The organism is Micromonospora sp. AP08 (genome assembly GCF_008085935.1).
Lineage (GTDB): Bacteria > Actinomycetota > Actinomycetes > Mycobacteriales > Micromonosporaceae > Micromonospora > Micromonospora chersina.
This window is the reverse complement of sequence record NZ_VSEZ01000008.1, coordinates 117,556-132,344: the sequence shown is the minus strand read 5'-3', so window position 1 is coordinate 132,344 and position 14,789 is coordinate 117,556. Positions and strand designations below refer to the sequence as shown.

The window sequence follows — 14,789 nt, the reverse complement described above, 5'->3', positions numbered from 1 at the left end:
CGTGGCGGTGCGCGCGGTCGTGGTGGAGGCCGACGGCGGGTCCCGGGGCAACCCGGGGCCGGCCGGTTACGGCGCGGTGGTCCGGGACCCGGCGACCGGTGAGGTGCTGGCCGAGCGCGCCGAGTCGATCGGCACGGCCACCAACAACGTGGCCGAGTACCGGGGCCTGATCGCCGGGCTGGAGGCCGCCGCCGAGCTGGGCGCGGCCGAGGTCGAGGCGCGGATGGACTCCAAGCTGGTGGTCGAGCAGATGTGCGGCCGCTGGCAGATCAAGAACCCGGGGCTGCGGCCGCTCGCCGCGCAGGCCGCCGGGCTGGTCGGCCGGTTCGCCAGCGTACGGTTCAGCTGGGTCCCCCGGGAGCGCAACAAGCACGCCGACGCGCTGGCGAACGCGGCGATGGACGCGGCCGCCGGCCTGGCCCCGACCCGACCCGTCGTGGAGTCCCCGCGGATCGTCGAGCCGCCGCGCGAGGTGGCCGCTCCGGACTCGGCCGCCCGGGCCGCGGCTCGCGAGGTGGCCGCGCGCGCCGCCACCGGCCGGGCCACCGGCACCGACCCGGCCACCACGCCGGCCTCCTGGGAGCCGCGCCCGACCGAGGAGGCCACCCGGCTCATCCTGGTGCGGCACGGCGAGACCGAGCGGACCGTGCAGAAGCGCTACTCCGGCCGCGGAGACGTGCCGCTGACCGACCGGGGCCGGGCGCAGGCCCGGGCCACCGCCGCCCGGGTGGCCGCCCTCGCGCCGTCGGTCGCGGCCGTGGTCAGCTCCCCGCTGTCCCGGTGCACGGCCACCGCCGAGGCGATCTCCGCGCTGGTCGGCAACCCGCCGGTACGCCCCGACGACGACCTCATCGAGTGCGACTTCGGGGCCTGGGAGGGGTGCACCTTCGCCGAGGTGCGCGACGGCTGGGCCGGGGAACTGGACGCGTGGCTGGCCTCCACGAGCGTCGCCCCGCCGGAGGGCGAGTCGTTCACCGCGGTCGCCGAGCGGACCGGCCGGGCGGTCGACCGCCTGCGGAAGGCGTACCCGGGGGAGACCGTCGTGGTGGTCTCCCACGTCTCGCCGATCAAGCTGGTGCTGCGCGACGCGCTCGCGGCCGGCGACGCCTTCCTGCACCGGCTCTACCTGGACACCGCGGGCGTCTCGGTGCTGGACCTCTACCCCGACGGGGGCGTAGCCGTCCGCTCGGTCAACGACACCGCCCACCTGTCCGACCTCTGACCCGCCTACGGTGGCTCCAGCTCGGCGCGTCTGACGCCGCGCCGCGACCTGGAGCCACCGGCCGTTCGGCGCACGCGGGCGGCCGCTCGGCGCATCGCCGTCCTCCGGCAGAACGTGACCGCGCTCACAGGGTCGTAGCCTCCGGCCGTCACATGGCAAGTTACGACTTCCCGGAGGTGTGTCACATGGCCTCACCAGAACCGGAGGCGCCGACCTCGGCGCGATCCAGGGCGAAGGACCACAGTCCCTGGAACTGGTTGCTCTTCATACCGATCGTGGTGCCGCTGATCCCGGCCTTCTTCAACGCCGACTCACCCCGGCTGTTCGGGTTCCCGCGTTTCTACTGGCTGCAGCTGGCCTGGATCATCCTCGGCGTGGCCACCACCACGCTGGTCTACCAGATGACCAAGAAGCGGGGTGACCGGTGATGCGCGACCACCTGACCGAGATCATCGTCTTCACGTTCCTCTTCCTGCTGGTCAGCGCGTTGGGCTTCGTGGCGTCCCGCTGGCGGGCGCCGCAAGACATGGCCCACCTTGACGAGTGGGGGCTGGGCGGCCGCAACTTCGGCGGCTGGATCACCTGGTTCCTGCTCGGCGGTGACCTCTACACCGCGTACACCTTCGTGGCGGTGCCGGCGCTGGTGTTCGGCGCGGGGGCGATGGGCTTCTTCGCCGTGCCGTACACGATCGTCATCTACCCGATGGTCTTCCTGGTGCTCTGCCGGCTGTGGTCGGTGTCGCACCGGCACGGCTACGTCACCCCGGCCGACTTCGTCCGCAACCGGTTCGACTCGCCGATCCTGGCGCTGCTGGTCGCCATCACCGGCATCGTCGCCACCATGCCGTACATCGCGCTGCAGCTGGTCGGCATCGAGTCGGTACTCAAGACGATGGGGGTGACCGGTGACAACGCCTTCGCGCGGCACCTGCCGATCATCATCGCGTTCGCGATCCTGGCGGCCTACACCTACCAGTCCGGGTTGCGCGCGCCGGCGCTGATCGCCTTCGTCAAGGACTCGCTGATCTACATCGTGATCCTGGTGGCGGTCATCTACCTGCCGTACAAGCTGGGCGGTTGGGGCGAGATCTTCAACGCGGCCGACGCCAAGTTCAAGGCGTCACCCGCTCCCGGGGACGGGATCCTGCTCAACGCCAACAACCAACTCCAGTACGTCACCCTGGCGTTCGGCTCGGCGCTGGCGCTCTTCCTCTACCCGCACAACATCACCGGCGTGCTGGCCAGCCGGAACCGGGACGTGATCAAGCGGAACATGTCCGCGCTGCCCGTGTACAGCCTGCTGCTCGGGCTGATCGCGCTGCTCGGCTACATGGCCATCGCGGCCAACGTGAAGCCGCTGCCCGGCGCCAAGGCCGGCAGCGTGGACGGCAACACGGTGGTGCCGCTGCTCTTCGACAGCAAGTTCCCGGACTGGTTCGCGGGCGTGGCGTACGCGGCAATCGGCATCGGCGCGCTGGTGCCGGCGGCGATCATGTCGATCGCGGCGGCGAACCTGTTCACCCGCAACATCTACAAGGAGTACCTGAAGCGGGACGCCAGCCCGGCGCAGGAGGCGAACGTCTCGAAGATCACCTCGCTGGTGGTGAAGGTCGGCGCGGTGGCCTGCATCGTCTTCCTGGACCCGCAGTTCTCCATCGACCTCCAGCTCATCGGCGGCGTGATCATCCTCCAGACGCTGCCGGCGGTGGCCCTGGGCCTCTACACCCGCTGGTTCCACCGGGGCGCCCTGATCGCCGGCTGGGTGGCCGGCATGGGCCTCGGCATGTGGATGCTCTACCAGATCGCCAACCCGGCGACCGGCAAGAAGCACTTCGCCGGCTCGGCCTTCCCGCTCTCCGAGTTCGGCTTCGACACCAAGAAGACGATCTACGTGGGCATCGTGGCGGTGCTGGTCAACCTGGTGGTCGCCGCGCTGCTGACGCTCGTCCTGCGGGCGGCGAAGGTGGCCGACGGCGTGGACAACACCACGCCGGACGACTACTTCGCCGACGAGGGCGACCCCCGGGTCACCCCCGGCACGGAGCGCGACGTGGACGCCGCGCCGGAGCCGGTCGCCTGAGTTGCCCCGAGGCCCCGGTCGCCCGATGGCGGCCGGGGCCTCGTCGTGCGCTCAGCGGCGCCGGTTGCGCGAGTCGAGGGCCTCGTTGAGGCGGTGCAGCAGGTTCGCGAGGGTCTCCCGGTCGTCGCCGGTCCAGTCGGCCAGGATGTCGCCGTAGAGCCGGGTGCGCGCGGCCCGCACCGCCGCCATCCGCTGGAGGCCGGCCGGCGTCGGTGAGATCACCGTGCCGCGCCCGTCGGCCGGGTCGGGGGTACGCGCGATGAGCCCGTCCCGCTGCAGGGCGGAGACCTGCCGGGTGACCGTGGAGCCGTCCAGGTTCAGCCGGGCGGCCAGCGCCGAGACGTTCTGCGGGCCGGCCTTGTCCAGGTGCCGCAGGATCACGTACGCGGCCCGGTCCAGCACCCGGTGCTCGGCGGTGCCGGTGGCCCGGCGGGTCGCCTCGCCGAGGCGCATGAGCAGCGCGATCTCGGTCTCGATCCGGCCGAGCGTGGCGACGTCCGGGTCGGTTCCCGTCGTGTGGTCGTCCCTCATAGCTGTATGATACAACCGAATTACCTGTAAGATACAGCTACCTGTCTGGAGGCGCGGAGTGGATCGGCGATCCGAACCCAACCGCAGTGCCATCTACGCCACCACCCTGGTGGCCTTCCTCGCCATCGCCGGCATCGCCGTGGTGGACCCGATCCTGCCCGCCATCGGCGAGGCCATCGGGGTCACCGCCTGGCAGGTCGAACTGCTCTTCACCGCGTACATCGCGGTGATGGCCGTCGGCATGATCCCGGCGACCCTGGCCAGCGGGAGGTTCGGCTTCAAGCCGGTGCTCGTCACCGGCGTCTCGGTGGTCGGCGTGGCGGCCATCCTCGCGTCGTTCAGCAACGACATCGTGCAGCTCTCCGTGCTGCGCGGCGTCTGGGGCCTGGGCAACGCGATGTTCTTCGCCACCGCCATGGTGGTGCTCGTCAACCTCGCCAACGACCGGGAGTGGGTGGTCGGCCTCTTCGAGACCGCGCTCGGTCTCGGCTTCGCCGTCGGCCCGCTGATCGGCGGCCTGCTCGGCGAGGTGAGCTGGCGGCTGCCCTTCTTCGTCTGCGGCGTGTTCATGGTGCTGGCGCTGGCCGTCGCGTCGCGCAAGCTCCGCGAACCGGCCCAGAAGCAGCCCCCGGTACGCCTCGGCGCGATCTTCGCCACCTACCGCAAGCCGGCGTTCGTCACCCTCTGCGTGGTCACCGCCGCCTACAACTTCGTCTTCTTCGTGGTGCTCGGCTACACGCCGCTCTACCTGCACCTCGACGTCATCCCGCTGGGCCTGGCCTTCACCGGCTGGGGCCTCGGCCTGGCCGCCGGCATCCTGCTGGTCGGCCACCGGCTGGCGCACCGGATCGGCGCCGTGCAGACCGTCGGCGTCGCCATCGCCGGCCTGCTGGTCTGCATGGTGCTCTTCGCCACCTCCACCGGCACCGCCATGTCGCTGGTGGTGCTGGTGCTCGCCGGCCTGTTCATGGGCCTGGCCAACGCCAACCTCACCGACCTGGCCCTGGGCCTCGGCTCCCAGGACCGCCGGGTCGCCACGGGCGCGTTCAACCTGGTCCGCTGGGGCGCCGCCGCGCCGGCCCCGATCATCTCCGGCAAGCTCGCCGAGCACGGCCTGGCCCTGCCGTTCTGGGTCGGCTTCGGGGTGCTCGCCGTCGGCGTGCTGGTCTACCTGGCCTTCGCGCACGTGATGGCCGCCGGCTACGGCGAGCGGGTGCTCTGGTCCCGGTGGAACTCCGCCGCCCGCCGCAACGAGCACGCCCCGGAGGAACCGGTCGGCGAGGCGTACTGATCCCGCGGAGGGGCCTCTTGCCGGGGCCCCTCCCCGGGTCGGTCAGCCCAGGGCGCGGTAGAGCAGGTAGAGGCCGATCACCGTGCCGAAGACCACGATGAGGGTCTTCAGCACCACCGGCGGGAGCCGGCGGACCAGCCGGGCGCCCACGTACCCGCCGACCAGGGTGGCCGGGGCGACCACCGCGACCGCGGCCCAGTCGACCGGGCCGAACAGCGCGAACACCACAAGCGTGGTCAGCCCCACCACGGCCGAGAGCAGGTTCTTGATCGCCGACACCCGGGCCAGCGTGGTGTCCAGCACCAGGGCCAGGCCGGCCACCAGCATGACCCCGAGGGCGGCGCCGAAGTAACCGCCGTACACCGTGCCCAGCGCCACCATGGCCTGCACGGTGACGGTCCGGCGGCGCGGGGCGAGGTCGGCCGGATGGCCGACCAGCCGGCGCAGCGGGTCCTGGAAGGCCAGCACGGCGGTCGCGCCCAGCACCAGGAACGGCACCACCAGTTCGAACGCCCGCGCCGGGGTCGCCAGCAACAGCACGCAGCCGACGACCGTGCCGGCCACGGCGGTGGGCAGCAGCGGCCAGAGCGCCCGCCCGCGGGGCAGGTCCGCCCGGCTGCCCGCCACGCTGGCCACGTAGCCGGGGAAGACCGACACCGAGTTGCTGACGTTGGCGGGCACCGGGGGAAGGCCGATCGCGATCAGGGCCGGGAAGGTGATCAGCGAGCCGCCGCCGGCCACCGCGTTCACCGTGCCCGCGGCGAGACCGGCGGCGACCAGCAGCGCGACGTCGGAGAGCTCCATGATCCGCAGGCTAGCCCGCCCACCCCGCCCCCGCAGACCCCCCCCGCGCCCGTGCCTCGCCGGAAGGACGCGGGTCGCGGGGTGGAAATGGGGGCGGGTCGCGCGTCGTTAGGATGGACAGCGCGACGGACGAGTCGACCGGGCGGTCGCGTCGACGGGCTCCGGCCCGTCGCCGAGGAACGTCCGGACTCCACAGGGCAGGGTGGTTGCTAACGGCAACCCGGGGTGACCCGCGGGACAGTGCCACAGAAAACAGACCGCCGGCCCGATACGGGACGGTAAGGGTGAAACGGTGGGGTAAGAGCCCACCAGCATCCCGGGTGACCGGGATGGCTCGGTAAACCCCACCCGGAGCAAGGCCAAGAAAGAGCCGTCACCGCAAGATGACGGTTCGCGCAGACGCTTGAGGGCGGCCCGCCCGATGTCTGCGGGTAGGCCGCTGGAGCCTGCCGGCGACGGTAGGCCGAGATGGATGGCCGCCGCCGGCCGCCCCTTGAGGGCGTGCCGGTGACAGAATCCGGCGTACAGGTCGACTCGTCCGTCGCCCTACCGCCCGGTTGTCCGGTTCCGCCCACGTGATGGGACGCCGGGTCCACGGATCGGCAGGGGCGGACCTTGCCGGGACGCAACTAGGATCGTGGCGTGGTCCGGGCGGAGGTCCTGCGGGACGAGCAGCGGTTGCGCCGTATCGAGGCGGTGACCGATGCGACCCTGTCCCGACTCGATGTCGCCGACCTCTTCGACGAGCTGCTCGACCGCGTGCGGGACCTGCTCCAGGTCGACACGGCCGCGATCCTCCTGCTCGACGTCCGTGCCCAGCAGCTGGTGGCCACCGCCGCCCGGGGGCTGGAGGAGGAGGTCCGGCAGGGTTTCCGGGTAGCCGTCGGTCGCGGGTTCGCCGGCGAGGTCGCGCTCACCCGGCAGCCGGTGATCCTCGAGACCGTCACCTCGGACAACGTGGTCAACCCCATCCTCCTGGAGACCGGGGTGCAGTCCCTGCTGGGCGTGCCGATCATGGCCCGGGGCGAGCTCGTCGGGGTCCTGCACGTGGGCACGCTGACGCCCCGACGGTTCGACCTCGACGATGTCCGCCTGCTCGAACTGGTCGCCGACCGGGTCAGCCTGGCCAGCCGCGCCCGGGAGAACACGCTGGACCAGGCCGCCGCTCTGGCGCTGCAACGCAGCCTCATCCCCACCGAGCTGCCCCGCCTGCCCGGGCTGGAGCTGGCCGGCCGGTACGTCCCGGGCCACGCCTCCGGTGTCGGCGGTGACTGGTACGACGTCTTCACCCTGCCCTCCGGCTGGGTGGGTGTCGTCGTCGGCGACGTCTCCGGGCACGGGCTCCAGTCCGCCGTCGTGATGGGCCGGGTCCGCAGCGCGCTGCGCGCCTACGCGCTGGTCTCCGACGACCCGGCGGAGGCGCTCACCCTGCTCGACCGGAAGGTGGTTCACTTCGAGGCCGGCAGCCTGACCACGGCCCTGTACGTGATGATCTCGCCCGACCGGGAGACGCTGCGCGTCTCGGTGGCCGGCCATCCGCGTCCCGTGCTGGCCGGGCCCGGCCACCCGAACACCGTGCTCGCGGCGCACATCGATCCGCCGCTCGGCGCCGGCCGCCAGGAGCAGCGGCGGCACAGCACGACCTTCGACTTCCCGCCCGGCTCGGTCCTGGTCGCCTACACCGACGGCCTCGTCGAGCGGCGCGGGGAGCTGTTCGACACCGGCGTGGCCCGGCTGACCGAAGCCGTTCCGTTGGCCCCGGTCGACACGGTGACCGCGACCGTCATGGCGACCCTGGACACCGAGCAGCCGGCCGACGACATCGCTCTGCTGGCCGTCCGACGGCCGCGCGGGTAGCCCTCAGGTCACCGCGGCCAGTTCCGCAGCAGGGCGTCGAGGGCGTCCAGGGTGCGGGACCAGGTGGCGTCGGTCGTCCGCGGGGTGTGGCGGAAGCCGCCCGCCCGCTCCAGCGACACGTAGCCGTGGAAGGTGCTGTGCAGCAGGCGTACGGCGTCGGTCTGGTCGGGCTCGGCCAGCTCGTAGCCGCGCAGGATCGCCCGGGTCATCTCGGCGTGCCGCCGCGCCGCGCTCGCCTCCGCCGTCTCCCGGTCGAGTTGCAGCTGGGCCGCGGCGTACCGGCCGGGGTGCGCGATGGCGTAGTCGCGGTAGGCGTTGGCGAAGGCCACCAGCGCGTCCTTGCCCGCCCGGCCGGCGAGCGCGTCGGCGGCCCGGTCGGCCATCTCCGCCAGGGCCAGCACGGCCACCCGGGCCCGCAGCTCCTGGGCGCTCCTGAGGTGGAAGTACAGGCTGGCGTCCTTCACCCCGAACCGGCGGGCGAGCGCCGAGACGGTCACGTTCTCGAAGCCGACCTCGTCGGCCATCTCCGCCGCCGCCAGGGTCAGGCGTTCGACCGTCAACCCGGTACGGGCCATGTGTCCCACCCCACGTCTAGCTGTTCTAGTTCCTAATCTAGGAGGTCTAGACTAGCGCCTATGACACCCCTCGCCGAGCCCGACATCCGGGCCTCCTTCGTCAATTGCACCAAGGGCGAGGCGAAGCGCCTGGCCCTGCCCCGGGATCTGGCCGAGCGGCCGTGGGCGGACCTCGACTTCCTCGGCTGGCGCGACCCCGCGGCGGCGGAGCGGGCCTACCTGGTCGCCCGGTCCGGCGCCGGGTTGCTCGGGGTGGCCCTGCGGGTGGCGCCGCAGACCGGGCGCGTCCGGCGGAGCATGTGCTCGCTCTGCCTGACCACGCACACCGGGGACGGCGTCTCGCTGATGACCGCCCGCAAGGCCGGGCGGGAGGGCCGGGCCGGCAACTCGGTCGGCAGCTACCTCTGCACCGACCTCGCCTGCTCGCTCTACCTGCGGGGGAAGAAGAACGCCGGACGGCGCCTCGACGAGTCCATCACCCTCGCCGAGAAGATCGACCGGACCACCGCCAACCTGGCCGCCTTCCTCCAGCAGGTCGTCGGATAGGCCCGCGCCGACCCCTCACTGTCGACGGACGCCGCCGGCCAGGCCGAGCCAGGCGGCCAGCGCGGACAGTTCCGCGTCGACCGCGGCGGTCAGCCCCGCGGTGAACGGCACGTCCTGGTGGACCGCGTCGACGCGGAGCACCGACGCCTTCCGGTCGGCGGTCGCGTCCACCTTGCCCACCAGCCGGTCGTGGTGCAGCACCGGCAGCGCGAAGTAGCCCCAGCGCCGCTGGGCCTTCGGCACGTACATCTCCAGCCGGTAGTCGAACTCGAAGAGCTCCAGGGCGCGCCTGCGGTCATGTGCCAGCCGGTCGAAGGGGGAGAGCAGCGCGGTGCGCCCGGCGAAGGGCGCGCCGTCGAGCGCCGTCGGATCGACCCGCCAGGCGCCGGCCGTACCCTCGATCTCCGCCGGCTCGCCGGCCTCGCCGACCACCAGCGGGCGGGCGACGCCGAGCGAGCGGAGCAGCCGCTCGTCGCGGAGCCGGCGGGCCTCCTCGGCGGGGATCGCCGGCGTGCCGGGCGGGTAGACCCGCTCGGCGAGGTCCCAGGTGCGTTGCCGGCCGACCCGGCCGGCGACCGCGATCTCGCCGCGTGCCGCGAGCAACTCCAGCATCTGGGTGACGTTGCGGTTGTTCGTCCAGCCGGTCGACGGCCACGGCACCGCGCTCCGGTCCTCGACGTCGCGGCTGAGCAGCGGCCCGGCGTCGCGCAGCAGGTCCAGCACGTAGCGGCGGAAGGCGTCGTTCGCGGCCAGCCAGTCGCGGTGCCGACCCGGCTCGGGCCAGGCGGCCATCTCGGCGAGGTGCAGCCGCAGGTCGGTCATCGGCCGCACCATGGCCCGGTGCTCGAACAGGCTGCGGTCCCGCTCCAGCGCCCGGGTCAGGTCACCGGGCCGGTAGCCGGCGCCCAGCCGGGTCCAGGCGACCAGGTCGGCGTTGGGGGCGATCGCGGCCGTGGGGTCGATCTGGAGGAACGTCAAGCGGTCCACCAGCGCCATCAGGTCGGTGGGGCGGTGTGCGTCCAGCAGCTGGGCGCGGACGGCGACCCGACGGGCGGTGGCACGGTCGAGCCGGTGCGGAACCATGCGGGCGAGACTAGCCGGGCCGGTCGGCCGGGGGCGCCCCTCTATGTAGAGTTCCGATACAGTGCCTCCATGCGGATGACCATCCCCGTGGCGAAGGTGCTCTCCGCGCTCCTCGCCGACCCCGAGGCGCCGCGTTACGGGCTCGACCTCATGCGGCTCACGGACCTGCCCAGCGGCACGCTCTATCCGGTGCTGCAGCGGCTGCGGGCCGCCGGCTGGGTCGCCGCCGACTGGGAGGAGGTCGACCCGGTCGCCGCCGGCCGGCCCGCCCGCCGCTACTACCGGCTCACCGGCGACGGGGTGCGCGCCGCCCGGCTGGCGCTCGCCGAGCTGCGCGCCCTCACCCCCGAGGGCAGGCCGTCGCGGGGCGGGGCCGAGCCGACCGGAGCCCCGGCGTGGTGACCCGCCGGCTGGCCGGGGTGCTGCTGCGCGCGGCGGTGCGGCGCTGGCCGGCGGAGCTGCGCGACGAGCTGGTCCGGGAGTGGGACGCCGAGCTGCACGTCCTGGCCGGGCGCGGACAGCGGTGGCGGATGCTGGGCTTCGCCACGAGCCTGGCCGCCAGCCGGGCCGGCGCCCCGGTGGTCGACCGGGCCGTGCCGGACCGGCGGCTGCGGCGTACCGCCCGGGTGCTGCTGCTCGCCCCGCCGGCGTGCGTCGCGGCCGTCGTGGTCGCCGCCGTGGTGATGAGCCAGGCGTACGCCGTGCTCGGCGCCCGCGTCGCCTGGGCGGCCGCGGTGCAGCTGCCGCTCTGGTCCGGCCTCACCGCCGGGGCGGGCGCGCTGCTCGCCCTCCTCGTCACCCGGGCCGCGCGGCGGACCGTACGCACCGGACCGCTGGCCACCGCGCTCGGCGTCGTGCTGCCGATCGGGCTGACCGTGACGGTGGTGCTCGCCACGCTCGCGGGCCGGGACGACAGCGGCCTGCCGGGCAGGGTGCCGGGCCTGCTGCTCTGGCTCGCCCTGCTGGTGCCGGCCCTCTGGGGCGCGGGCATCCTGGCCCGCCGGGGGATGACCCGGCTGGCCTGGGCCGTCGGGGTGCTCGGTGCGCTGGTCGCGGCCGACGCCGCGGTCGTCCTGGCGGTGGTCTCGGCCATCCCGGGGGCTCCCGTGGGGCCGGTCGCGGACGGCCTGCCCCCGGACACGGTGGACCGGGTCTCCGCCCCGCTCTGGCTGTTCACCTGCTGGACCGACTCGTCGTTCGGGCTGCCCCGGCCCACCGCCTGGGAACGGTTCCTCATCACCGACCGGGTGCTCGTCGAGCCCGTCTTCTACCTGGCCTGCACCCCCTACGCGGTGGCGTACGCCGTCGCCGCGGCCCGGCCGGCGCCGGCCACCGCACCCGTGCCCGAGCCCGTCCCGTCACCCGCCTGAACCCGCCGACCGGGCCCCCGCGCCGGTCAGGAGGGGCAGGGCAGCCGCTCCAGCGGGGCGGGGCTGTCCCCCCGGCGCACCACCTGCGCGAAGCAACCGTCGACGTCGGCCCGCTGCCAGCCGAACACCGACGCGGCGGTCTTCGCCACGCGTACCCGGAAGACCAGCCGGACCTCGGCGGGGGCCGCCGCCACCGCGAGGACCTCGACGCCGTCGACGGTGCCGGCGGCGCGCCGCAGGTCCGCCTCCCGGGCCGACGGCTCGGCCAGCAGGACGGCGCGGGTGCGTTGGGCGGTGGCCGTCACCTCCCGGTCGGCCCGCCGTTCCAGCCGATGCTGGGACCGGTCCCGCAGCAGCGGCACCCCCACCGCCAGCCCGACCGCCACGAGGGCCGCCAGCGCCGTCCCCACCGCCAGCCGGCGGCGCAGGCGGGCCGACCGTCCTCCCCCGAAGCGCACCCGGGGATTGTCCGACACCGACCCGGCAGTCGGCTGCCCCGTCTTTCGCCGTTCCGGCCCGGAACCGCCCCGACCAGGTCTAATGTGGAGGACATCGGCGACTATTTACGGCGTTCCGGTGGCGGCCGGGCGGTTCACGGTGCACAGTGATCGCATGAGCGACGACGGACGTGGTGGGCGCTACTACTGGTGCACCCGACACCACCGGGTCGAGACCGATGCCGACGTGTGCCCCGCGAAGCACGTTCTCGGACCGTACGCCTCAGCCGCCGACGCGGAGAACGCCCTGCAGCAGGTGCGGGAGCGCAACGAAGCGTGGGAAGCCGAGGACGCCCGTTGGGCCGGGGAGGACAGGTAGACGGCGCGGGACGGCCCGCGTCGAGGTGATCCGTGCTCCGCGAGGGCGCGAGCACGTCCCCAGGAAAGGGAACCGAGATGGCCGAAGCACAGCAGGCCACCCCCCGCCCGACCGCGAAACGGACGACCGCGAAGAGGACCACCGCGGGCAGGACGACGACGGTGACCAAGGCGTCCCCGAACGCCTCCGGCGCCGGTGCCGGCCGGGTGCCGGCGAAGACCGGCGCCGCCCGGAAGTCCGCCGCCAAGAAGGTCGTGTCGGCCGCCCGGAAGGCGCCGGCGAAGAAGGCCCCGGCCACGAAGACCACGGCCAAGAAGGCGCCCGCCACGAAGGCCACCACCAAGAAGACCACCGCGGCGGCGAAGAAGACCACGCCCGCCAAGAAGACCACGGCCGCCAGGAAGACGACGGCGGCGAAGAAGGCCCCGGCCAGGAAGACCACGGTCGCCGCGAAGAAGGCTCCGGCCGCGAGGAAGACCGCCGCCGCGAAGAAGGCGCCGGCGCGGAAGACCACCGCGGCGGCGGCGAAGACCACCGCGGCGAAGAAGGCCCCGCCGAAGAAGACGGCGGCGAAGAAGGCCCCGGCGAAGAAGACGGCGGCGAAGAAGGCCCCGGCGAAGAAGACGACGGCGAAGAAGGCCCCGGCGAAGAAGACGACGGCGGCGAAGAAGACGACGGCGGCGAAGAAGACGACGGCGGCGGCGAAGAGGGCCCCGGCGAAGAAGACGGCGGCGAAGAAGGCCCCGGCGAAGAAGACCACCGCCAAGGCCGCCGCGAGCCGCCCGAGCGGTGGCGCCCGCAAGGCGGCGGCGAAGAAGGCGCCGGCCAGGAAGGCCACCGGCACCTCGTCCGCCACGGCCCGCAAGTCGGTGGGCCGCAAGGCCACCTCCGCGGCCTCGTCGGTCGGCCCCGTCGAAGCCCGGACGAGCACCTCGACGGGAACCCACAAGCGGCTCACCGCCGCCCGGAAGCCGGCCGGCACGCGGGTCGTGGCCGGCCGGTCCACGGCCAAGCCGGGAGGCACCGCGCGGACCGCGGGCTGACCTGCGCCCATCGCCGGCGGCGACTCCGGCGTGGCGCACCCGACGCCGCGCACCGACCGGGCGCCGCCGGCCGGTGAGCGGATCACGCGGGGCGCTGTCAGGATTGACCCCGTGGTGATCCGACGCGTACTGGCGCCCCGCATCGACTTCGGCGCGCTGCGCCGCGAGCTGGGACTTCCCGAAGACTTCCCGGCCCCGGCGCAGCGCGAGGCCGACGCGGCAGCCGCCGCGCCGCTGCCGGCCGTCGCCGACCGGACCGACATCCCGTTCGTCACCGTCGACCCGGCGACCTCGCGCGACCTCGACCAGGCCATGCACCTCGCCCGCCGGCCCGGTGGCGGTTTCCGCATCCGGTACGCGATCGCCGACGTCTTCACCCACGTCCGCCCCGGCGGGGAGTTGGAGGCGGAGACCTGGCGCCGGGGGCAGACGGTCTACCTGCCCGACGGGAACGTGCCGCTGCACCCGCACACGCTCAGCGAGGGGGCGGCCAGCCTGCTGCCCGACGCCGACCGGGCGGCGGTGCTGTGGACCATCGACCTCGACGCCGACGGCGCCACGGTCGCCGTCACGCTGGAGCGGGCCCGGGTGCGCAGCCGGGCCAAGCTCGACTACTCCGGGGTGCAGCGCGACGCCGACGCCGGCCGGCTGCCCGAGCCGATCGCCCTGCTGCCCGAGATCGGCGCCCTGCTCACCGCCCGCGGGCTGCGCCGGGGCGCGATCAACCTGCCGCTGCCCGAGCAGGACGTGGAGCCGGACGGCGACGGCTGGCGGCTGGTGCTGCGCGGGCCCGGCCCCATGGAGGAGCACAACGCGCAGATCTCCCTGCTCACCGGGATGGCCGCGGCCGACCTCATGCTGGCCGGGCGGATCGGGCTGCTGCGCACCATGCCGCCGCCCCGGCCGGAGGCGGTCGACCGGTTGCGGCTGGCCGCCGGGCCGCTCGGCGTGTCCTGGCCGGCCGGCACGCCGGTCGGCGCGGTGCTCGCCGGGCTGGACGCCTCGCAGCCCCGCGCGGCGGCCTTCGTCGACCAGGCCGCCGAGCTGATGCGCGGCGCCGCGTACACGGCGTTCGACGGGCAGACGCCCGAGCAGCCCGAGCACGGCGGGGTGGCCGCCGCGTACGCCCACGTGACGGCGCCGCTGCGCCGGCTCGCCGACCGGTACGCGACCGAGGTGTGCCTGGCCCTGCACGAGGGCCGGGAGGTGCCCGAGCACGTGCGTGCCGCGCTGCCGAAGCTGCCCGAGGTGATGGCGACGACCGACCGGACGGCGTCCGCGGCCACCCGGGGCGCCGTGGAACTGGCCGAGGCGGTGCTGCTGGCGCACCGCGTGGGGGAGACCTTCGAGGCGGCGGTGCTCGACGTGGACGAGCCGCGGCCGGCGGGCAACGGCCGGGCGGGCCGCCCGCCCGGCGGCACCGTCGCCCTGGACGAGCCGCCGGTGCGGGGCCGCTGCACCGGTGACCTGCCGCTCGGCGAGCGCGTCCGGGTCCGCCTGACCGCCGCCGACCCGGCCCAGCGCAAGGTGGCCTTCGAGCGGGCGTGAGGCGCACCGGGCGCGGGGATTGT

General features: G+C 74.1%; 16 protein-coding genes and 1 other RNA gene. 12 read left to right on the top strand and 5 right to left on the bottom strand.

All coding sequences use genetic code 11. The annotated features are described in order from the left end of the window. The first annotated feature begins 1 nt into the window (after window position 1). The 3 genes from FXF50_RS15845 to mctP all read left to right on the top strand — a co-directional run bounded on the left by FXF50_RS15845 (window position 2) and on the right by mctP (window position 3,302). Window positions 2-1,222, top strand: coding sequence for a bifunctional RNase H/acid phosphatase (locus FXF50_RS15845; protein WP_148428528.1), 1,221 nt, complete (start codon window positions 2-4; stop codon window positions 1,220-1,222). Between the two features lie 185 nt (window positions 1,223-1,407). Next, window positions 1,408-1,650, top strand: a complete 243-nt coding sequence (locus tag FXF50_RS15840) for a DUF3311 domain-containing protein (protein WP_148428525.1) — start codon at window positions 1,408-1,410, stop codon at window positions 1,648-1,650. Beyond that, a complete protein-coding gene (gene mctP, locus FXF50_RS15835) occupies window positions 1,647-3,302 on the top strand; it encodes a monocarboxylate uptake permease MctP (RefSeq protein ID WP_148428523.1) in 1,656 nt (551 codons plus the stop codon). Before FXF50_RS15840 ends, mctP begins: the two co-directional genes overlap by 4 nt. Before the next feature lie 51 nt (window positions 3,303-3,353). Here the strand turns inward: mctP and FXF50_RS15830 are convergent, their stop codons facing one another. Then, complete coding sequence (locus FXF50_RS15830) at window positions 3,354-3,833, bottom strand: MarR family winged helix-turn-helix transcriptional regulator (RefSeq protein ID WP_148428521.1); 480 nt, start codon at window positions 3,831-3,833, stop codon at window positions 3,354-3,356. A 58-nt stretch (window positions 3,834-3,891) separates the two neighbouring features. On the opposite strand from FXF50_RS15830, the gene FXF50_RS15825 reads away from it, so the two are divergent. Further along, window positions 3,892-5,124: an MFS transporter gene (locus FXF50_RS15825; RefSeq protein WP_148428519.1), complete on the top strand. Its 1,233-nt coding sequence runs from the start codon at window positions 3,892-3,894 to the stop codon at window positions 5,122-5,124. Between the two features lie 42 nt (window positions 5,125-5,166). On the opposite strand, the gene FXF50_RS15820 is transcribed toward FXF50_RS15825, so the two are convergent. Next, the gene (locus tag FXF50_RS15820) at window positions 5,167-5,928 is read right to left on the bottom strand and encodes a sulfite exporter TauE/SafE family protein (RefSeq protein ID WP_148428517.1); all 762 of its coding nucleotides are present in this window, start codon (window positions 5,926-5,928) and stop codon (window positions 5,167-5,169) included. A gap of 130 nt (window positions 5,929-6,058) precedes the next feature. On the opposite strand from FXF50_RS15820, the gene rnpB reads away from it, so the two are divergent. Next, window positions 6,059-6,469, top strand: an RNA gene (rnpB, locus tag FXF50_RS15815) — RNase P RNA component class A. A 101-nt stretch (window positions 6,470-6,570) separates the two neighbouring features. After that, on the top strand, window positions 6,571-7,785 hold the full coding sequence (locus FXF50_RS15810; RefSeq protein ID WP_148428515.1) for a PP2C family protein-serine/threonine phosphatase: 1,215 nt from the start codon (window positions 6,571-6,573) through the stop codon (window positions 7,783-7,785). An 8-nt stretch (window positions 7,786-7,793) separates the two neighbouring features. Here the strand turns inward: FXF50_RS15810 and FXF50_RS15805 are convergent, their stop codons facing one another. Beyond that, on the bottom strand, window positions 7,794-8,360 hold the full coding sequence (locus tag FXF50_RS15805; protein WP_148428513.1) for a TetR/AcrR family transcriptional regulator: 567 nt from the start codon (window positions 8,358-8,360) through the stop codon (window positions 7,794-7,796). Between the two features lie 60 nt (window positions 8,361-8,420). Here FXF50_RS15805 and FXF50_RS15800 point away from each other — a divergent pair, with 60 nt between their 5' ends. Then, entirely contained in the window at window positions 8,421-8,906 is a 486-nt protein-coding gene (locus tag FXF50_RS15800) for an FBP domain-containing protein (RefSeq protein ID WP_148428511.1), read from the top strand. A 15-nt stretch (window positions 8,907-8,921) separates the two neighbouring features. On the opposite strand, the gene FXF50_RS15795 is transcribed toward FXF50_RS15800, so the two are convergent. Further along, window positions 8,922-9,989: a DNA glycosylase AlkZ-like family protein gene (locus tag FXF50_RS15795; protein ID WP_148428509.1), complete on the bottom strand. Its 1,068-nt coding sequence runs from the start codon at window positions 9,987-9,989 to the stop codon at window positions 8,922-8,924. A 69-nt stretch (window positions 9,990-10,058) separates the two neighbouring features. Here FXF50_RS15795 and FXF50_RS15790 point away from each other — a divergent pair, with 69 nt between their 5' ends. After that, a complete protein-coding gene (locus FXF50_RS15790) occupies window positions 10,059-10,391 on the top strand; it encodes a PadR family transcriptional regulator (protein ID WP_148428507.1) in 333 nt (110 codons plus the stop codon). After that, window positions 10,385-11,359, top strand: a complete 975-nt coding sequence (locus FXF50_RS15785) for a hypothetical protein (RefSeq protein WP_255510053.1) — start codon at window positions 10,385-10,387, stop codon at window positions 11,357-11,359. Before FXF50_RS15790 ends, FXF50_RS15785 begins: the two co-directional genes overlap by 7 nt. Before the next feature lie 26 nt (window positions 11,360-11,385). On the opposite strand, the gene FXF50_RS15780 is transcribed toward FXF50_RS15785, so the two are convergent. Then, window positions 11,386-11,817 carry a hypothetical protein gene (locus tag FXF50_RS15780; protein ID WP_148428505.1) on the bottom strand — a complete coding sequence of 144 codons (432 nt, stop codon included), beginning with the start codon at window positions 11,815-11,817 and terminating at the stop codon, window positions 11,386-11,388. A gap of 154 nt (window positions 11,818-11,971) precedes the next feature. On the opposite strand from FXF50_RS15780, the gene FXF50_RS15775 reads away from it, so the two are divergent. The 3 genes from FXF50_RS15775 (at window position 11,972) to FXF50_RS15765 (ending at window position 14,766) form a co-directional block, all read left to right on the top strand. Next, a complete protein-coding gene (locus tag FXF50_RS15775; RefSeq protein WP_187399692.1) occupies window positions 11,972-12,175 on the top strand; it encodes a hypothetical protein in 204 nt (67 codons plus the stop codon). Window positions 12,176-12,252: 77 nt separating this feature from the next. Then, window positions 12,253-13,218, top strand: a complete 966-nt coding sequence (locus FXF50_RS15770) for a histone (protein WP_255510052.1) — start codon at window positions 12,253-12,255, stop codon at window positions 13,216-13,218. Window positions 13,219-13,329: 111 nt separating this feature from the next. Continuing rightward, window positions 13,330-14,766, top strand: coding sequence for an RNB domain-containing ribonuclease (locus tag FXF50_RS15765; RefSeq protein ID WP_148428503.1), 1,437 nt, complete (start codon window positions 13,330-13,332; stop codon window positions 14,764-14,766). Window positions 14,767-14,789: the final 23 nt, after the last annotated feature.